Source organism: Streptomyces sp. NPDC040589 (assembly GCF_055594445.1).
Genome location: NZ_JBVIWP010000001.1, coordinates 342670 through 362358, shown reverse-complemented (window position 1 = coordinate 362358; position 19689 = coordinate 342670). Strand labels below are relative to the sequence as shown.

Below are 19689 nucleotides of genomic sequence, written 5' to 3'. Positions count from 1 at the left end.
TCGATACAGCCCCGCGCCCCTAGGTGTCTTCACCACCCTCCGTTGCCAGGTTCCGCAGAACATTGCCGCAGCGGCGGGCATAGGCGTGCTGGAGACCTCTGGTCGCCAGGCCGCCCGCCCTCGCGTACCACTTGGCCGGCCTGCTGAACGCGTTCACCGTCAGCCAGACCGTGCCGTCTCCTGTGCGGTCGACGACGAAGGACTCCTCGCCGCATTCCGGGTGGCCGGTCAGGGTGCCGTAGGCCCAGCCGGTGCGGCGGGGTTCCTCCAGGGTCCACACGACTCGGCAGGGGGCCTTGATCATGCCGGCGAGGGTGACGGTGACGTCGACGCCGGGGGCGGCTCGTTCCGCGCTCGCGTCGACGCCGACGCCCATGGCCCGGTGCATCTCCCAGGTGAGCACCGCCTCCGAGGCCCGTTGGAAGACCTCCTCGCCCTCCCCTAGGCGGGTGCGCACGTTCATGGGGTGGAAGCCCGGCGGGCAGAAGTGCTCCTCGCGGGTGGCGCCGACATCGGCGTAGGTGAAGTCCTCCGAAGACATGGTCCCCAAGAGTAGGGCGGTACCCGGAGCCGGCGTGGCTCCGGGTACCGCCCGTGGGTCGTGCTTCGGTCAGCCGACGTTGACCGCGGACCAGGCGGCGGCGACCGCCTTGTACTCGGTGCTGCTCGCGCCGTAGAGCGCCGAGGCCGCGTTCAGGGTCGCCGTGCGGGCCTGCGCGTACTTGGTCGTCGACGTCATGTACGTCGTCAGCGCCTTGTACCAGATCTGCAGCGCCTTGGTGCGGCCGATGCCGGTGACCGTGGAGCCGTTGGAGGTGGGCGAGTTGTAGGTCACGCCGTTGATGGTCTTCGAGCCGCTGCCCTCGGACAGCAGGTAGAAGAAGTGGTTGGCGGGACCGGAGGAGTAGTGGACGTCCACGCCGCCGAGGCTGGAGGACCAGGCGTCCTTGGAGGAGCCGTCCTTGCTGGGCTTGTCCATGTAGCGCAGCGGGCTGCCGTCGCCGTTGATGTCGATCTCCTCGCCGATGAGGTAGTCACCGACGTCGGAGGAGTTGTTGGCGAAGAACTCGGCGCCCGCGCCGAAGATGTCGCTGGTGGCCTCGTTCAGGCCGCCGGACTCGCCGCTGTAGTTGAGGCCGGCCGTGGCCGACGTCAGGCCGTGGCTCATCTCGTGGGCGGCCACGTCGAGCGAGGTCAGCGGGTTGGTGTTGCCCTCGCCGTCGCCGTAGGTCATGCAGAAGCAGCTGTCCGACCAGAAGGCGTTGACATAGGCGTTGCCGTAGTGGACGCGCGAGTAGGCGGCCTTGCCGTCGTTGCGGATGCCGCTGCGGCCGAAGGCGCTCTTGTAGAAGTCCCAGGTCACCTGGGCGCCGTAGTGCGCGTCGGCGGCGGCGGTCTCCAGGTTGGACGGGTTGCCGGTGCCCCAGACGTCGTCCGCGCCGGAGAACAGGGTGCCGGTGCCGGAGGTGCCGCGATTCAGGTTGTACGTCTTGTGGCCGCCGCGGGTGCTGTCCGTCAGGTTGTACGTCGACCCGGACTTGGTGGTCGTGAGGTCGACCTTGCCGCTGTACGTGGTGTTGCCGGTGCCGGTCTCGATGGCCTGGTGCTCGTAGAGCTTCTTGCCGGTGGCGGCGTCGGTGATGACGTGCAGCTCGTTCGGCGTGCCGTCCTCCTGGAGGCCGCCGACGACGGTCTCGTAGGCGAGCGTGGGCTTGCCGTCGGCCGCCCAGATCACCTTGCGGGGAGCGGAGTTCGCCTCGGTCTTCTCCGAGCCGGCCGCCTTGGCGAGCGTCACGGCCTGCTTCTCGGCCTTGGCGGCGGCGACCGCCGGCTTGAGGGAGGCGACCTTGAGGGCGGCCTTCGTCGCTCTGGTCACGCCCAAGGCCCCGCCGGACTTCGACTCGTGCACGACGAGGTCGCCGCCGAGGACCGGCAGGCCCGCGTAGGTGCGCTCGTAGCGCGTGTGGACCGTGCCGTCGGCGTCCTTCACGACGTCCTTGACGACCAGCTTCTCCTGTTCGCCGAGGCCTATCTCGTCGGCGGTCTTCGGGGCGTCCGCCTGCTGCTCCTTGACGAGAGCCGTGCGGGCGGGCGCGGAGAGCAGGACGGGGGCGGCGGCGAGGACCGGCTTGGAGGAGGAGTCGGCGGCGACGCTGCTGCCGGAGGTCAGACCGGTGGTGAGCAGGGCGCCGGCGGCGACGGCGGTGGCGATGGCCAGGGTGGTGCGCTTGTGACGCGCGTAGAGGGGGGTCACACGAGCTCCTTGATGTGGGGGAACTGCTGGGGTGCTGTGCGGCGGGTGGGGGAAGAGTGGCACCAAGGGCGCGTACATGTCAGGAGTAGCGCGTGATGTTGGCCGGAAATCGACGACAGGCTGACGGGTCCGGGCATGTGAAGCGGGCGCCGTCCCGGGGGAGTCGAACCCACCGGGGCGGCGCCCTGACTTGGGGACCGGTGCGGCCTGTGGCCTGTGGCCTACGGCCTACGGCCTACGGCTTACGGGAAGGTGAGCTTCCAGCTGTTGATGTAGCCGGTGTCGATGGCCGCGTTGTCCTGGACCCGCAGCTGCCAGGTGCCGTTGGCGACCTCGGAGGAGGCGTTCACCGTGTAGGTCTCGTTGATGTTGTCCGCGCTGCCGCCGGTGCCGTAGCCCTTCAGCGTGTACGCCGTGCCGTCGGGGGCGACCAGATCCACCTTGAGGTCACCGATGTAGGTGTGGACGATGTCCACGGCGACCTGGAGGTTGGAGGGCGCGTTGCCCGTCCGGCCGGTGACGGTGACCGGCGAGGTGACCGCCGCGCCCCGGTCCGGGATCGCCACGTCGGCGGCGTTCTCGAAGGACGTACCGCCGCCGCCCCCGTCGCCGGGGCGGGTGCCGACGTTGATGCCCGCCCACGCGTGCTGGACCGCCTTGTACTCGGCGCTGTCGGTGCCGTAGAGCTCACCGGTCGCGGCGAGGGTGCCGGTGCGGGCGCCCGCGTAGTTGGTCGTCGAGGTGAACTTCGTGGTCAGCGCGCGGAACCAGATCTTCTCCGCCTTGTCCCGGCCGATGCCGGTGACCGGAAGCCCGTCCGAGGTGGCCGAGTTGTAGGTGACACCGTTGATCGTCTTGGTGCCGCTGCCCTCGCTCAGCAGGTAGAAGAAGTGGTTCGCAGGGCCCGAGGAGTAGTGCACGTCGATCGAGCCGATGCCGGAGTACCAGCTGTCCTTGGACGCGCCGTCCTTGCTCGGCTTGTCCATGTAGCGCAGCGGGGTCCCGTCGCCGTTGATGTTGATCTCCTCGCCGATGAGGTAGTCACCGACGTCGGAGGAGTTGTTCGCGTAGAACTCGACGGTCGAGCCGAAGATGTCGCTCGTCGCCTCGTTCAGGCCGCCGGACTCGCCGCTGTAGTTGAGGCCCGCGGTGTTCGACGTCAGCCCGTGGGTCATCTCGTGGGCGGCCACGTCGATCGACGTCAGCGGGTTCGCGTTGCCCGAGCCGTCGCCGTAGGTCATGCAGAAGCAGCTGTCCGACCAGAACGCGTTGACGTAGTTGTTGCCGTAGTGGACCCGGGAGTACGCGCCCACGCCGTCACCGCGGATGCCGCTGCGGCCGTGCACGTTCTTGTAGTAGTCCCAGGTCAGCGCGGCCCCGTAGTGGGCGTCGGCGCCGGCCGACTCCAGGTTGGAGGGGGTGCCGTTGCCCCACACGTCGTCGGGGCCGGAGAAGAGGGTGCCGGTGCCGGAGGTGCCGCGGTTGAGGTTGTACGTCTTGTGGTTGCCGCGGGCGCCGTCGGTGAGGTTGTACGTCGACCCGGACTGGGTCGTGGTGAGGTCGACCGTGCCGCTGTAGACCGTGTTGCCGGTCCCGGTCTCGATGGCCTCCCACTCGTACAGCTTCGCGCCGGTGGTGGCGTCGGTGACCACGTGCAGTTCCTGCGGGGTGCCGTCGTGCTGGAAGCCGCCGACGACCGTCTCGTACGCCACGACCGGCTTGCCGCTCGCGGCCCAGATCACCTTGCGGGGCTCGCGGTTGATGTCCGGGCTCTTGGCCTCGTCGGCCTTCCCCGCGGTCAGGGCCTGCTGCCGGGCCTTCGCGGCGGACACCGCCGCCTTCGTCGTGGCGGGCTCGATCGCGGCGCGGGTGGCCTTCGTGACGGACGCGGTGGCGTCCGCCTTCGTGCTCTCGACGACCAGGTCGCCGCCGAGGACGGGCAGGCCCGCGTAGGTGCGCTCGTAGCGCGTGTGCACGGTGCCGTCGCGGTCCTTCAGGACGTCGCGGACGACCAGCTTCTCCTGGGTGCCGAGGCCCAGGTCCTTCGCGGTCTCGGCCTTGCCGGCGTTCGCTTCCCGGATCAGCGCGGCGCGCTGGGCGGGGGTGAGCCGGACCGATTCCGAGCCCGGCTTCGCCTTGCTCGCGGCCGCCGGTGTCCTGTTCTCCGGGGCCGCGGTGGCGGTGCCGGCCTGGACGGCGGTGGCGATCAGCGCGGCGACGCCGGCGAGGGCCACGGCCGCGGTACGGCGAGGGGTGTGGGGAGTGCGTCTGTGGGAGGTGCCTCTGCGCGAGGAACTGCTTCTCAACACGGACTCCTTCTGCATGGCCGGGGGTCGCCCGGCCTGGGGAGGTGGAGGTGTTGCAGTGGGGTTTCTGTGGAGCAGTCGTGGGAAGCGTGGCAGGGGAGTGCGCTTTCTGTCAGGACCGCGTCAACAGTATGGCCGGAAACGGTTCGTTGACCGGAAGTTCATGTTCGTTATACGGACTCTTGACGGCCCTCGGGCAGGTCCCCGTGCCAGGAGTGCCACAGGGCCGCGTACGCCCCGCCCGCCGCCACCAGCTCGTCGTGCGTGCCGAGTTCGGTCAGCAGGCCGTCCTCCATCACCGCGACCCGGTCGGCGTCGTGCGCGGTGTGCAGCCGGTGGGCGACGGCGATGACGGTGCGCCCCTCGAGGACGGCGGCCAGGGCACGCTCGGTGTGCCGGGCGGTCGTCGGGTCGAGCAGGGCGGTCGCCTCGTCCAGGATCAGGGTGTGCGGATCCGCCAGCACCACCCGGGCGAGGGCGGGTTGTTGGGGCTGCGAACCGTCGGTGCGCCAACCGCCCTGGCCCAGCCGGGTGTCCAGGCCCTCGGGCAGCTCCCGCACCCAGGTGTCGGCGCCGACCACGGCCAGCGCCTTCCACACCTGAGCGTCACCGGCGGACGGTTCGGCGATCCGCAGGTTGTCACGGACCGAGCCGAGGAACACATGGTGCTCCTGGGTGACCAGGACGACCTGGCGGCGCAGCCGCTCCGGTCCCAGCCCGACGACGGGCACGCCGCCGACCGTCACCGAGCCGGCGGTCGGAGCGTCGACGCCCGCCATCAGCCGGCTCAGCGTGGTCTTGCCAGCCCCGGAGGGCCCGACCATGGCCAGTCGCTCCCCGGGCGTCACCGTCAGATCGACGCCGCGCAGCACCTCGACGCCCCCGTCGTAGGCGTAGCGCGCGCCGGTGACGTCGATGCGGTCACCGGCCGGATCCGGACAGTCCCCCTCGCCGGCGGCGCGCGGAGCCCTGGCCAGCCCCTCCACCCGGGCGAACGAGGCCCCGCTGCTCTGCAGTTGCTCGACCCGGATCAGGATCTCGTCCAGCGGCCCGCTCAGCTGGTGCAGATACAGGGCCGCCGCCACGACCGCCCCGAGACTCATCGAGCCCGACGCGTGCAGGGCCCCGCCGATCACCAGCACCCCGGCCACGGGGACGACGTAGGACACCTCCACCGCCGGGAAGAACACGCTGCGCAGGTAGAGGGTGTGGAAGCGGGTACGCCGGGACGTCTCCAGGGCGTCCCGGCTCGCGGCCGTGCGCCGCTCCTGGAGCCGGAAGGCCTCCACCGTGCGTGCCCCGGACGCGGTCGCCGCGAGGATCTCCGCCACCTCCGAGGTCGCCGCGCCCTCGGCCAGATACCCGTCCCGGGCCCGGCGCAGATACCAGCGCAACGCCAGCCAGATCGGCGTCAGGCCGAGCACGCCGAGGGCGCCGAGCAGGGGGTCCAGGAAGAACACCGCGCCGACCAGGAACACTGTCTGCACGAGGTTGATGAGCAGGATCGGGCCGGCGTCGCGCAGGGTGTTGCCGACGGTCGTGACGTCCGAGGTGCCGCGGGCCGTCAGGTCGCCGGTGCCGGCGCGCTCCACCACCGAGGCGGGCAGGGTGAGCGCCCGGTCCACGAACCGCTCCCGTACCCGGGCGAGGGTGCGTTCACTGAAGCGGTGGCCCACGAAGCGGGCCCAGCGGGCGAGGAGCAGTTGGGCGAGGGCGCACAGGAGGAGGACCAGGGCGAGGCGGTCCACCGCTGTGACGCCGTGACCCGCCCGGACGTCGTCGATCATCCGGCCCAGCAGCCCGGGGGCCTGCCAGACCGGCCACGGCGGCGAGGGCGTTCAGGGCCAGGACGGTGATGAAGGCCTGTTTGTCGGCCCGGACGAGAGCGAGCAGGGCGCGTCGGACGTCGGTCCGTTCGGCGATGGGGAGGTGGCCGCGGGTCATCCCAGGACCTCCTCGGTGTCCCTCGCGACGAAGGCTCGGTAGCCGGGGGTGGTGTCGAGGAGTTCGTGGTGGGTGCCGGAGGCCGCGACCTTGCCGTCCTTCAGGTAGAGGACGGTGTCCGTGTGGTCCAGGACCAGGGGGGAGGTGGTGGTGACGACCGTGGTGCGGCCCTGGCGGGCCTCTCTGAGCCGGGCGGCGACTTTGGCTTCCGTGTGGGCGTCCAGGGCTGAGGTGGGTTCGACGGTGAGGAGGATGTCGGGGTCGGCGAGGAGGGCCCTGGCTAGGCGGATGCGTTGGCGTTGGCCGCCGCTGAGGTTTCTGGCCTGGGCGTCCATGGGGGTGTCCAGGCCGTGAGGAAGGGCCTGGATGATGTCTTCGGCTGCGGCTGTGTGCAGCGCTGCGGATGCGTTGTGGCTTGTCGCGCAGTTCCCCGCGCCCCTGGAAGCAGGCCTGATCATGTCCCGCAGCGTGCCTGCGAATAGGTCGGCCTCGTGGTCGGCCAGCAGGATGTGTTCTCGGATCCGGGGGAGCGCGATGTCGTCCAGGCGTACTCCGCCCCAGGTCGCGTTCGAGGGAACGTAACGGGCGAGGCGGTCCAGGACCGTCGCGGCATCCGCGGGGTGTTCCGCGACCAGGGCGGTCAGGCGGCCCGGCAGGACCCGTACGCCCGACTCGGGGTCGTGCAGGGCCGACGGCTCGGCGGGGGCGTCCAGCGTGCCCGTGTCCGGCATGGGCTCCAGCCGTAGGAACCGTACGACCCGGCGCGCGCACACCACGCCCCGGCTGATCTGGTAGCCGCACTCGACCCAGAAGGACACCGGGCCCACCAGGACCGCCACATAGCCGTACACCGAGACCAGCTGGCCCGCGGTGATGTCCCCCTGCGCGGCCAGGCGGGCCGCCAGCCAGGTCACCACGGCCAGGAAGAGGGTCGGCAGGCCGATGCCCAGGGCCTGGACCCAGCTGGTCACCGCGCCAACCCGGTAGCCCTGTTCGCGCAGCCGCCGCGAGTCGCGGCGGAAGGCGTCCGCGACCAGTGTCTTGCCGCCGAGCCCGGCGAGGACCCGCAGTCCGCCCGCCAGGTCGCCGATCCGTGCGGTCAGGACGCCCTGCCGCTCGCGGTACTCCGTCTCGGAGCCCTGCAACCGGCCGAGCAGCGGCCCGACGAGCAGGACGATCACCGGGATGCCGAGCAGGACGACCGCGGCGATGAGCGGAGAGACCGACACCAGCAGGACGGCGATGACGAGGTAGGCCACGACCGCGCCGAGGCCGGGGCCGACGACAGTCAGGGCCTGGCTGACCGTCTGCACGTCGCCCACGCCGATCGTGACGACCTCCCCGGCCCCCATCTGCCGCGACAGGGAGTCGCCGAGCCGTACCGCCTGACCGACGACGACCTTCACCGTGCGGAAGTTGGCGTCCATCCGCACCCGGGTCATCGTGCGGTGCCGCATGATGCTCAGCCAGGCGTTGAACGCCCCCACCGCGAACAGCGCCCCGCTCCACAGGGCCAGCGAGCCCATGTCGCCGGGCTCGAGACCGTCGTCGATCGCCCGGGACATCAGATACGGCGTGGCCGCCAGGAGCACCATCCACACACTGCCGAACATGGCCCCGGCCGCACACCGCCAGGGCTGCCGGGTGACCAGCCACCACAGGTAGCGCGCACCGCCACGGCGGTCGGGTGTGCCGGGGTCCTCGTACGCGTCGATCATCCGCCCGCCCTCCGCCGCCGCCCTACGCCAGACTGTCCCGCCAGGCCCGGTGCAGATCGGCGAACCTGCCCGTGCCCGCGACGAGTTCGGCCGGTCCGCCGTCCTCGACGATCTTCCCCTGCTCCATCACCAGGACACGGTCCGCGATCTCGACGGTCGAGAGCCGGTGCGCGATGACCACCGCCGTGCGCCCCTTCAGCACCGTCGCCATCGCCCGCTGCACCGCGCGCTCGCCCGGGATGTCCAGCGAGCTGGTCGCCTCGTCGAGGATCAGCACCGCCGGGTCGGCCAGCAACGCCCGGGCGAACGCCACCAGTTGCCGCTGTCCGGCCGAGATGCGGCCGCCCCGCTTGCGTACGTCGGTGTCGTAGCCGTCGGGCAGGGCGCTGATGAAGTCGTGCGCGCCGATCTCCTTCGCCGCCTGCTCCATCTCCGCACGGGTCGCGTCCGGGCGGCCGATCGCGATGTTCTCGGCGACCGTGCCGGAGAACAGGAACGACTCCTGCGTCACCATGACCACCCCGCGCCGCAGGTCGGGCACGGCGAGCTCGCGCAGGCCGACGCCGTCCAGCAGCACCCGGCCCTCGGAGGGGTCGTAGAACCGGGCCAGCAGCTTGGCCAGCGTCGACTTTCCGGCGCCCGTGGAGCCGACGACCGCGACCGTCTGCCCGGCCGGGATCGTGAGGTCGAAGCGGGGCAGCACCTCGCCGCCGGTGCGGTAGCCGAAGCTGACGCCGTCGAAGACGACCTCGCGGCCCGGGTGTTCGCTCGCCAGGGGCGGGAGCGGACGGGGGTCCGCCGGCTCGGGGACGGACGGGGTCTGGGCGAGCAGCCCGGCGATCTTCTCCAGCGAGGCCGCCGCCGACTGGTAGGAGTTGAGGAACATCCCGAGCCGGTCGATCGGGTCGTACAGCCGCCGCAGGTACAGCACGGCCGCCGCCAGCACACCGAGGGCCAGCGTGCCGCCCGCGACCCGGTAGGCGCCCCACAGCACGATCGCCGCGACCGCCGTGTTGGCGACCAGCCGCGAGCCGGTGACGTAGCGGGCCATCTCCAGCAGCGTGTTGCCGTTGGTCCGCTCGTGCCGCCGGTTGAGCACGCCGAAGTCCGCGTCGTTGACGGCCTCGCGGCGGAAGGCGCGCACCGGCCGGATGCCGTTCATCGTCTCGACGAACTTCACGATGACGGCCGCGATGGCGGTGGACCGCGCCCGGTACACCCGCCCGGCCCGCCGCTGGTACAGCCGCACGAGGGCGTAGAGCGGCACCAGGGACGCCACCGCCACGCTCCCGAGGCCCAGGTCGAGCCAGAGCAGCATCGCCGAGATGTAGACGAAGGACAGGATGACCGTCACGAGCTCCTGCAGGCCCTCGTCCAGCAGTTCGCGCAGGGACTCCACGTCCGCCGTGGAGCGGGAGATGAGCCGGCCCGAGGTGTAGCGCTCGTGGAAGTCGACGCTCAGCGCCTGCGCGTGGCGGAAGATCCGGCCGCGCAGGTCGAGCAGCACGTCCTGGCTGACCCGGGCAGCGGCGGCGACGAACGCGTACTGCAGCCCGCCCGCGGCCAGCGCGCACGCCAGATAGCCGGCGCCCACCGTGATCAGCGGCCCGTGGTCGCCGGCCCGGAACGCCGGTACGGCACGGTCGATGGCGTACGCCACGAGCAGCGGGCCCGCCTGCACGACCGCCTGCTGGAGCAGCAGCAGAACCGTCGTGACCGTGACCCGGGCCTTCAGTGGCGTGAGCAGGGAGCGCAGCAGGGCGGCGGTGGCGCCCGGGGGAGTGGGCAGGACGTCCTGGTCGAAGGGGTCGCCGGTGGCGGCGGGCCGGTCGTCGGGTTCGTCGTCGGGTTTCCTGTCGGCCGGTGTGCTGGTGGCCGCCGTCATCGTGCGCCCTCCTCTTCCCCTGACATCAGGTGCGCGTACTCGGCGTTCGTCCGCAGCAGTTCGTGGTGGGTGCCGACGGCGGCGATCCGGCCGCCGGACAGCAGCGCGACCCGGTCGGCGAGCAGCACGGTGGAGGGGCGGTGCGCCACGATCAGCGCGGTCGTGTCCGCGAGGACGTCCCGCAGGGCGGCCTCCACGGCGGCCTCGGTGTGCACGTCCAGCGCCGACAGCGGGTCGTCCAGGACGAGGAACTCCGGCTGCCCGACGACCGCCCGGGCGAGCGCGAGGCGCTGCCGCTGTCCGCCGGAGAGGCTGAGGCCCTGCTCACCGACCTGGGTGTCGGTCCCCTGCGGCAGGGCGTGCACGAAGTCTGCCTGGGCGACGGCGAGGGCCCGCTCCAGCTCCGCCGTCCCGGCCGTGCCCTCGGCCCCCATGAGAACGTTGTCGCCGACCGTGGCCGAGAAGAGCGTGGGCTCCTCGAAGGCGACGGCGACCTTGGCGCGCAGCGCCTGCCTCGACAGGCCGGTGATGTCGACGCCGTCGAGGGAGATGCGGCCCGAGGTGACGTCGTAGAGCCGGGGGACGAGCGCGGTGAGGGTCGTCTTGCCGCTGCCGGTGGCGCCGACCAGGGCCATGGACTCGCCGGGGCGGATGTGGAGGTCGATGTGCTGGAGGACGGGCGGGGAGTCGGGCGGGGCGTCGGGGTAGCGGAACTGGACGTCGTGAAAGCGAAGTCCCTTGTCCTCAAGGGCTGTTGACCGGCCGCCTGCGGCGGCAGGCCGACGCTCCTCGACCTCCGCGCCTTCCTCGACGTCCTCGTCCATCACCTCGAAGTACCGCTCGGTCGCCGTCGCCGCCTCCTGGCTCATGGCCAGCAGGAACCCGATCGACTCCACCGGCCACCGCAGGGCCAGCGCCGTCGACAGGAACGCCACCAGCGTCCCCGCCGACAAGTCGCCGTCGGCGACCTGCACGACCCCCACGACCAGGGCCGCCCCGATCGCCATCTCGGGCAGCGTCACGATGACGCCCCAGATCGTCGCCAGCAGCCGCGCCTTGCGCAGCTCCGTGCCGCGCAGCTTCCCCGACAGGTCCCGGAACGCCCGCGCCTGGCTCCGGTGGCGTCCGAAGCCCTTGATGATGCGGATGCCGAGCACGCTCTCCTCGACGACCGTCGTCAGGTCGCCGACCTGGTCCTGCGCTCGCCGCGCCACCTCGGCGTACCGCTTCTCGAAGACCACGCAGGTCACCATCACGGGCACGGCGGGCCCGAGGATCACCAGCCCCAGCGTCCAGTCCTGGAGCAGCATGATGATCACGCCGATCGCTATCGTCACCCCGTTGACCAGCAGGAACGTCAACGGGAAGGCGAGGAACATGCGGACCAGCATCAGGTCCGTCATCCCCCGGGACAGCAACTGCCCGGAGGCCCACCGGTCGTGGAAGGACACCGGCAGCCGCTGCAGGTGCCGGTACAGATCCGCCCGCATCGACGCCTCGACGTGCGCCAGCGGCCGCGCCACCAGCCAGCGCCGCAGCCCGAACAGCAGGGCCTCCGCGAAGCCGAGCAGCAGCAGGAACAGCGCCCCGAGCCACACCCCGGCCGGGTCCCGGTCGGCGACCGGCCCGTCCACCATCCACTTCAGGACGAGCGGGATCACCAGGCCCGTGCTGGAGGCGACTATCGCCACGAATGCGGCGCTGAACAGCCGTGACCGCGCGGGCCGCACGTACGGCCACAGGCGTAGCAGCGTGCGCACGGCAGAACGGTTGGGGGCGGGGGCAGATGTCGTGGCCATCAGCAGTGAGCCTACGGATCGCCACTGACACTGCCCACCGAGTTTTCTCCGAGTCCGGGTCCGTCCTTGGTCCTACGACCTGGGTGTTCGGGGGGTCGTACGCCGGCATCAGCCGATCGGCTGATGTCCGTTCGAGCGCGACGGGCGATGTGCGCGGACCCGCCGCACCGGGACCCTCGGTCCATGTCCGTCATCGAAGTCACCGACCTGCGCAAGGCCTATGCCGGCCGCCCGGCCGTGGACGGCGTCTCCTTCGCCGTCGAGGAGGGCGAGATCTTCGGCGTCCTCGGCCCGAACGGCGCCGGCAAGACCACCACCGTCGAGTGCGTCGAGGGGCTGCGCGTCCCCGACTCCGGCCGCGTCCGCGTCACCGGCCTCGACCCGGTCGCCGACCACGAGCGGGTCGCCCAGGTTCTGGGCGCCCAGCTCCAGGAGAGCCGGCTCCAGCCCAAACTCACCGTCCGTGAGGCGCTGGAGCTCTACAGCGCGTTCTATCCGCGCCCCGTCGACTGGCGCCCGCTGGCCGAACGCCTCGGCCTTCAGGAGAAGCTGACCACCCGGTTCGCCAAGCTGTCCGGCGGTCAGAAGCAGCGCCTGTTCATCGCGCTCGCCCTGATCGGCGACCCCCGGGTCGTCGTCCTGGACGAGCTCACCACCGGCCTCGATCCGCGCGCCCGCCGCGACACGTGGGAGCTGATCGAGGACATCCGCGCGAACGGCGTCACCGTCCTGCTCGTCACGCACTTCATGGAGGAGGCGCAGCGGCTCTGCGACCGGATCGCGGTGATCGACAAGGGCCGGGTGGCCGCCCTGGACACCCCGTCCGGGCTGATCCGCCGCTCGGCGGGCGCCACCGTCATCAGCTTCACCCCGTCCGCACCCCTGGACGACCGTGAGCTGAACACGCTCCCCGCCCTGGTCGCCGTCGCGAACAAGGACGGCCGGATCACACTGTCCGGCACGGACGACACGGTCAACGCCGTGCTGTCCCTGCTCGCCCGCCACCACATCACCGCCCGTCAACTCCGCGTCACCGACGCCACGCTGGACGACGCTTTCCTGGACCTCACGGAGGCCTCGGCATGAGCACGGCACTGATCAACCCCGCCGTTCTGCGCAGCGAGTTCCGGCTCTTCCGGCGCGAGCCGGGCAGTCTCTTCTGGGTCCTGCTGTTCCCGGCCCTGCTGCTGGGCATCCTCGGTTCCATGCCGTCCTTCCGCGAGGCGCAGGACGGGCTCGGCGGGCTGCGGATCGTCGACGTGTACGTGCCCGTCTGTGTCCTGGTCGCCCTCATCATGGCCGGGGTACAGGCGATGCCGCCGACCCTCACCGGCTACCGCGAGAACGGCATCCTGCGCCGGCTCTCCACCACTCCCGTCCGGCCCTCGGCCCTGCTGGCCGCCCAGATGCTGGTGAACGGTGTGGCGGCCCTGGCCTCCGCGCTGCTCACGCTCGTCGTCGGACGGCTCGCCTACGACGTACGGCTGCCCGAACAGCCCGTCGGGTACCTGCTCGCGCTGCTCCTCGCCGTGCTCGCCGCCATCTCGCTGGGCGCGGTGATCTCGGCACGGGCCCGCACGACGAAGATCGCGACCGCGATCGGGACGGCCGTGTTCTTCCCGATGATGTTCTGCGCCGGGGTCTGGGTGCCCGTGCAGGCCATGCCGGACCTGCTGGGCCGCATCGTCCAGTGCACCCCGTTCGGCGCCGCCGCACGGGCCCTGGACCAGGCCGCCGCGGGCGACTGGCCGAGTTGGGGCCACCTGGCCGTCCTCGCCGCGTGGACCGCGGTGCTCTCGGCGTCGGCCGCGCGCTGGTTCCGCTGGGAATGACCGGCGCCCGGGGAGGGGACACGGCCGTGGCCGACACTGTGGAAATGACGGACGTGGCGGGCGTGGAGCAGCGGTGGGCGGCGTACTTCCGCTGGGGGCCGTACGGGATGCTCGCGGCGGGCACCGTGCTCTCCGCGGCCACGGTCGACGCGGTCGGCATGACCCAACGGGAGCGGTATGCCGCCGTCGCCCTGGTCGGCGCCGCCGTGATCCTGCAGGTGTGGTGGGGGCGCTGGTCCCGCGGCCGGCCCCTGGCCCCGTCGGTGCCTGGCGCCTGCTACTACTTCGTGCGCTGGGCGCTGGGATTCGCGCTCAGCTGGTTCAACCCGTTCTTCGCCTTCTACGCCGCCGCCGGGTTCGTCGGCCCCGACCGGCTGCTGCGTGGGCGCCCGCTCAAACTCGGGCTGCTGGCGACCGCGGTGACCATCGCGGGGTCGCAGTCCGGTGGCATGCCCCTGCACGGGCCGCTGAACTGGGCGGTGTTCGGGGCGCTGCTCTGCGTCCACATCGCGCTGCTGATCGTCTTCGGGCAGCTGGCCGCGCGCGAGGAGGAACGCACCCGGATCCAGACCGCCAGCATCACCGAACTGGAGCGCACCAACGCGGCCCTGCAGCAGGCCCTCGACGAGAACGCCGCCCTGCACGCCCAACTCCTGGTGCAGGCCCGGGAGGCCGGAGTCGCCGACGAGCGCCGGCGGCTGGCCGCCGAGATCCACGACACCATCGCCCAGGGGCTGACCGGCATCATCGCCCAGCTCCAGGTGGTGGTGAACACCCCGGACGCCGGCCTGGCCCGCGAACACGTGGCCCGCGCGACCGACCTGGCCCGGCACAGCCTCGGCGAGGCCCGCCGCTCCGTGCACAACCTCGCCCCCGTGGCGCTGGCCGACGCCGGACTGCCGGAGGCCCTGAAAAAGACCGTCGCCGAATGGGGCGAACGGACAGGTGTGCGCGCCGAGTTCACGATCACCGGCACCGACGAGCGTCTCCACGAGGAGATCGCGGCCACGCTCCTGCGGATCGTCCAGGAGGCCCTCTCCAACACCGCCCGGCACGCCTCCGCCGGCCGTGTCGGTGTCACCCTGTCCTTCCTCGGCGACGAGGTCATCCTCGACATCCGCGACGACGGCCGCGGCTTCGACCCGCTCGCCGTCCCCGAACGCACAGGCTCCGGCGGCTTCGGCCTCGACGGCATGCGCGCCCGCGCCGAACGCGTCGCCGGGTCCCTCACCGTCGAGTCCGAGCCGGGCCACGGTACGGCGGTCTCCGCTCGCGTACCGTTGGTCCGCCATGACTGACGACGCCGCCGCGATCACCCTGCTCATCGTCGACGACCACCCCGTCGTACGGGACGGCCTGCGCGGCATGTTCGAGTCCGCGCAGGGCTTCCGCGTGCTGGGTGAGGCGTCGAACGGCGTCGAGGCGGTCGCGCTCGCCGCCGCCCTGGACCCCGACGTGATCCTGATGGACCTGCGCATGCCGGGCGGCGGGGGCGTCGACGCCATCCGCGAGCTGACCCGCACCGGCGCCCGCGCCAAGGTCCTCGTCCTCACCACGTACGACACCGACTCCGACACCCTCCCCGCGATAGAGGCGGGCGCGACGGGCTACCTCCTGAAGGACGCCCCGAGGGACGAACTGTTCGCGGCGGTCCGCGCGGCGGCGGAAGGCCGGACCGTCCTCTCCCCGGCCGTGGCCTCCCGCCTGGTCTCTGCGGTCCGCACTCCCCGGGCCCCCGGCAACGACCCCCTGTCCGCCCGCGAGCGGGAGGTCCTGGCCCTGGTCGCCAAGGGCACCTCCAACCGCGAGATCGCCCGTGAACTCTTCATCAGCGAGGCCACGGTCAAGACGCACCTCACGCATCTCTACGCGAAACTGGGCGTGAAGGACCGTGCGGCGGCGGTGGCCACGGCCTATGAGCGAGGCATCCTGGGCTAGCTAGCCCGGGTACGGCAGCAGACCCGCCGCGGTCTTCTCCCAGGACGTCTTCAGCTCGGTGAGCAACTCCGGCTCGTCGGGGGCGAGGTCGGCCTGTTCGCGCTGATCCTCGGCCAGGTTGTACAGGTGGTCGGTGCCCTTGGCGTCCCGGTAGTACTTCCAGTCGCCGCGCCTCAGGGCCCGGTTGCCGCGCACCCGCCAGAACAGGTCCCGCTCGGGCAGCCGTTCGCCGCGCAGCAGGTAGCCGGCGAGGCTCTTGCCGTCCAGCGGATACGCCGGGTCGGGCCGGGCACCGGCCAGCTCCAGGAGGGTCGCGGTCCAGTCGGGGGAGAAGTTCGGCTCGTGGCTGACCTGATGGCCGTCGATCCGGGCGGGCCAGCGCAGGATCGCGGGCACCCGGATGCCGCCCTCCTGGAGCGAGAACTTCTGGCCGCTGAGGGGCCACAGGTACGAGAAGCGCTCGCCGCCGTTGTCGCTGGCGAACAGCACGACGGTGTTCTCCTCCTGCCCGGAGCGGCGCAGGGCGGCGAGCACCTCGCCGACGGCCGCGTCCAGGCTCTCCACCATCTGCGTGTACTTCGCGACCGAGCCGCCGTCGTAGTGGTTCAGGGCCTTGCTGACCTCGGCCTGTGACGTCGCCGCCCTGATCTTCGCCGCGATCTCGGCACCGGTCTCCTCGTCACCCTCGGCGAGCCAGGGCCAGTGCGGGGTGGTGAAGTTGAGGTTCAGCAGCCAGGGCCGGTCGTGGTCCCGGCCGACGTACTCGACGGCCCGCTCCCTGAGCACGGTCGTGTAGTACCGCAGGTCCTTGTACTCGGCGTCCCCCTCGTAGAGGTCGTGGTCGCCGAGCTGGCCGAGCTTGGAGAAGTACTCCAGCACGCCCCCGTGATTGCCGAAGAACTCGTCCCAGCCCGACTTGGTGGGGCTGTAGTCGGGCAGCCAGCCGCAGTGCCACTTGCCGATCAGCGCGGTGGCGTAGCCCGCCTTCTTCAGCAGGGAGGCGAGCGTGGGGTGGTGGGGGTCCAGGCCCTGCGACCGGTCGGCGATCGGCTCGGCGAGTCCGCCCTTCGTACGGCCCGGGTAGCGCCCGGTGTAGAGGCTGAACCGGGTCGGGGAGCAGGTCGAGGAGCCGGAGTAGGCGTCGGTGAACCGCACGCCCTGGCGGGCCAGCCGGTCCAGGTTCGGCGTCCTGATGTGCGGGGCGCCGTAGGAGGACAGGTCGGCCCAGCCGAGGTCGTCGCCCAGGATGACGAGAACGTTGGGGCGTCGCCCGGACCCGGCACCGGGGCGGGCCCTGAACGGCCGCTCGGCGGGGACGGCTTCGGCACCGGTGGCCGTACCGGCGACGGCGCCCACGGCACCACCGCCGACGAGAGCACCGAGGGCACGACGGGATATTTCAGGCATGCGGGGTCCTGAGGATTCGGAGAGGAGTGAGGAGAGGAGACAGGGGAGAGGCCACGGCTCAGCAAGAGACGCTGCCAGCGGTCCGACGACGGGGTCAAGAAGATTCCCGCCGAGTTCACGGACCCGCAACGCCCCGCAACAATGCGGCAGCCGTGCCAGGCGAAACGATGCCTCAGCCCGCCACCCGCAGCAGCAGAACCGCCCGTGCCGGCATCGTGATCTCCGTCCCGGCCCGGTGCTCCACGCCCGGTGCCTCCCCCTGCTCCTCCAGACTCGTGTCGACGACGACCTCGTACCGTTCCGCCCAGGGCGGCCCCGGCAGTTCGAAACGCACCGGCCCCTCGCCCGCGTGCAGCACGGCGAGGAAGCTGTCGTCGAGGATCTGCGCCCCGCGCTCGTCCCGGCCCGGGATGTCCCGGCCGGACAGGTACATCCCCAGCGTGGCGGCGGGCGCGTACCAGTCCTGCTCCGTCATCTCGGTGCCCCGGGACGTGAACCAGGCCAGGTCGCGCAGCCCGTCCGCGGTCTGGGCCCGGCCCGAGAAGAAGGCCCGGCGCCGGAGCACCGGGTGCCGGTGGCGCAGCGCGATCAGCCGGGAGGTCAGCTCGAACAGGGCGCGCCACCCGGGGTCCTCCAGCAATCCCCAGTCCACCCAGCTGATCTCGTTGTCCTGGCAGTACGCGTTGTTGTTGCCCCGCTGGGTGCGGCCCAGCTCGTCGCCCGCGACCAGCATCGGCACCCCGGTGGACAGCAGCAGCGTGGTCAGCAGGTTCCGCAGCTGCCGGCGCCGCAGGGCCCTGATCCCCTCGTCGCCCGTCTCGCCCTCGGCGCCGCAGTTCCAGGCCCGGTTGTCGTTCGTGCCGTCACGATTGCCCTCGCCGTTGGTCTCGTTGTGCTTGCGCTCGTACGACACCAGGTCGCGCAGCGTGAAGCCGTCGTGCGCGGTGATGAAGTTGACGGACGCGTACGGCCTGCGCCCGCCCCAGGCGTACAGATCGCTGGAGCCCGACAGGCGGTAGCCCATCTCCCGTACGTCCGGCAGCGCGTGCCGCCAGAAGTCCCGTACGGCGTTGCGGTACCGGTCGTTCCACTCCGTCCACAGCGGCGGGAACGCCCCCACCTGGTAGCCGCCCGACCCCACGTCCCACGGCTCGGCGATCAGCTTCACCCGGCGCAGCACCGGGTCCTGGGCGATGACCGCCAGGAACGGGGAGAGCATGTCGACGTCGTGCATCGAGCGGGCCAGCGCCGCCGCCAGGTCGAAGCGGAAGCCGTCCACGCCCATCTCCGTCACCCAGTACCGCAGCGAGTCCGTGATCAGGCGCAGCACCTGCGGCTGGACCACGTGCAGGGTGTTGCCGCAGCCGGTGTAGTCGGCGTAGCGGCGGGGGTCGTCCTGGAGGCGGTAGTAGCCGCGGTTGTCGATGCCCTTCAGGGACAGCGTCGGGCCGAGTTCGCCCGCCTCCGCCGTGTGGTTGTAGACCACGTCGAGGATGACCTCGATCCCGGCCGCGTGCAGGGCGCGCACCATGCGCTTGAACTCGCCGACCTGCTGGCCCCTCGTCCCGGAGGCCGCGTAGGCCGCGTGCGGCGCGAAGTAGCCGATGGAGTTGTAGCCCCAGTAGTTCCCGAGGCCTCTGCGCAGCAGATGGTCCTCGTGCGCGAACTGGTGCACCGGCAGCAGCTCCACCGCCGTCACGCCCAGCTTCACCAGGTGCTCTATGGCGGCCGGGTGGGCGAGCCCGGCGTAGGTGCCGCGCAGTTCCTGAGGGATGCCCGGGTGCAGCGCGGTGAAGCCCTTGACGTGCACCTCGTAGATCACCGAGTCCGCCCACGGGGTCTTCGGGCGGCGGTCGTCGGCCCAGTCGTCGTCATCGTGGACGACGACGCCCTTGGGGACGTACGGCGCCGAGTCCCGGTCGTCGCGCACGGTGTCCGCGACGTGCTGCTGCGGCCAGTCGCGGACATGCCCGTACACCTCCGGCGGCAGCCGGCGGTAATCATTTCCCTTGGCGGCGTCCACCGCCCGCGCGTACGGGTCGAGGAGCAGCTTCGCCGGGTTCCAGCGGGCGCCGGTCCACGGGTCCCAGCGGCCGTGCACCCGGTAGCCGTAGCGCTGTCCGGGCAGCACGCCCGGGACGAAGCCGTGCCAGATCTCGTGGGTCAGCTCGCCGAGCCGGACCCGCGACTCCTTGCCCGCCTCGTCGAAGAGGCACAGCTCGACCCCCTCCGCCCCGCCCGCCCACAACGCGAAGTTGGTCCCCGCCACCCCGTCCGGGCCGACCCGGAACCGGGCGCCCAGCGGCGTCGCCGCGCCCGGCCAGGCGGGCACCACGGGCGGCGGTGCGGGCCGCCGTACGCCGTTCGCGGCGGCGGCCTGGCGCCCGTTCCCGGTGGCCTGATGGCCGGCCACCGCCTCCTGCTCGGCTGCGCTGGACACCTGTCAGCCTCCCGCGGCTCGTGGAACGACGGCGGACAGAGGGGTGCGGTCCTGTACTGCGGCCCGGGCCGCGGCTCCCCTGCGCGTCGTCCTCCCCACTGTTCTGCCCAGAGCGTGGGTCGCACTCACGTTTCCCCGGGGGCGGGCATGGTCGTTTCCCGGGGAC

12 protein-coding genes and 1 pseudogene are annotated in these 19689 nt (G+C 71.8%); 4 read left to right on the top strand and 9 right to left on the bottom strand.

What is annotated here, in order from left to right; genetic code table 11:
• Positions 1-19: 19 nt before the first annotated feature.
• From ACZ58V_RS01575 to ACZ58V_RS01545, 7 genes and pseudogenes are all read right to left on the bottom strand, one after another.
• Positions 20-541, bottom strand: a complete 522-nt coding sequence (locus ACZ58V_RS01575; RefSeq protein WP_189727713.1) for a DUF1990 domain-containing protein — start codon at positions 539-541, stop codon at positions 20-22.
• Between the two features lie 69 nt (positions 542-610).
• Entirely contained in the window at positions 611-2254 is a 1644-nt protein-coding gene (locus ACZ58V_RS01570) for a M4 family metallopeptidase (RefSeq protein WP_471287849.1), read from the bottom strand.
• A gap of 242 nt (positions 2255-2496) precedes the next feature.
• A complete protein-coding gene (locus ACZ58V_RS01565) occupies positions 2497-4578 on the bottom strand; it encodes a M4 family metallopeptidase (RefSeq protein ID WP_468194656.1) in 2082 nt (693 codons plus the stop codon).
• 152 nt (positions 4579-4730) lie between these two features.
• Positions 4731-6504: pseudogene (locus ACZ58V_RS01560) on the bottom strand (ABC transporter ATP-binding protein).
• On the bottom strand, positions 6501-8222 hold the full coding sequence (locus tag ACZ58V_RS01555) for an ABC transporter ATP-binding protein (RefSeq protein ID WP_471287847.1): 1722 nt from the start codon (positions 8220-8222) through the stop codon (positions 6501-6503). The pseudogene ACZ58V_RS01560 and the gene ACZ58V_RS01555 overlap by 4 nt, the downstream one beginning before the upstream one ends.
• Positions 8223-8244: 22 nt before the next feature.
• The gene (locus ACZ58V_RS01550) at positions 8245-10107 is read right to left on the bottom strand and encodes an ABC transporter ATP-binding protein (protein WP_468194665.1); all 1863 of its coding nucleotides are present in this window, start codon (positions 10105-10107) and stop codon (positions 8245-8247) included.
• Positions 10104-11906 carry an ABC transporter ATP-binding protein gene (locus tag ACZ58V_RS01545; protein WP_471287846.1) on the bottom strand — a complete coding sequence of 601 codons (1803 nt, stop codon included), beginning with the start codon at positions 11904-11906 and terminating at the stop codon, positions 10104-10106. The genes ACZ58V_RS01550 and ACZ58V_RS01545 overlap by 4 nt, the downstream gene beginning before the upstream one ends.
• A gap of 183 nt (positions 11907-12089) precedes the next feature.
• Between ACZ58V_RS01545 and ACZ58V_RS01540 the strand changes: the two genes are divergently transcribed.
• The 4 genes from ACZ58V_RS01540 to ACZ58V_RS01525 are packed head-to-tail and all read left to right on the top strand — an operon-like array spanning position 12090 to position 15676.
• On the top strand, positions 12090-12992 hold the full coding sequence (locus ACZ58V_RS01540; RefSeq protein WP_471287843.1) for an ABC transporter ATP-binding protein: 903 nt from the start codon (positions 12090-12092) through the stop codon (positions 12990-12992).
• On the top strand, positions 12989-13738 hold the full coding sequence (locus ACZ58V_RS01535; protein WP_468194674.1) for an ABC transporter permease: 750 nt from the start codon (positions 12989-12991) through the stop codon (positions 13736-13738). Before ACZ58V_RS01540 ends, ACZ58V_RS01535 begins: the two co-directional genes overlap by 4 nt.
• Before the next feature lie 44 nt (positions 13739-13782).
• Entirely contained in the window at positions 13783-15036 is a 1254-nt protein-coding gene (locus tag ACZ58V_RS01530) for a sensor histidine kinase (RefSeq protein ID WP_471287841.1), read from the top strand.
• Positions 15029-15676, top strand: coding sequence for a response regulator (locus tag ACZ58V_RS01525; protein WP_468194680.1), 648 nt, complete (start codon positions 15029-15031; stop codon positions 15674-15676). Before ACZ58V_RS01530 ends, ACZ58V_RS01525 begins: the two co-directional genes overlap by 8 nt.
• Here the strand turns inward: ACZ58V_RS01525 and ACZ58V_RS01520 are convergent, their stop codons facing one another.
• Together ACZ58V_RS01520 and glgX are read right to left on the bottom strand one after the other, a co-directional pair.
• The gene (locus tag ACZ58V_RS01520) at positions 15677-17083 is read right to left on the bottom strand and encodes a sulfatase family protein (RefSeq protein ID WP_471287839.1); all 1407 of its coding nucleotides are present in this window, start codon (positions 17081-17083) and stop codon (positions 15677-15679) included. It abuts the gene before it with no gap.
• 172 nt (positions 17084-17255) lie between these two features.
• Positions 17256-19523 (bottom strand): glycogen debranching protein GlgX, encoded by a 2268-nt coding sequence (glgX, locus tag ACZ58V_RS01515; RefSeq protein ID WP_468194685.1) that lies wholly within the window; start codon positions 19521-19523, stop codon positions 17256-17258.
• Between the last annotated feature and the right edge of the window lie 166 nt (positions 19524-19689).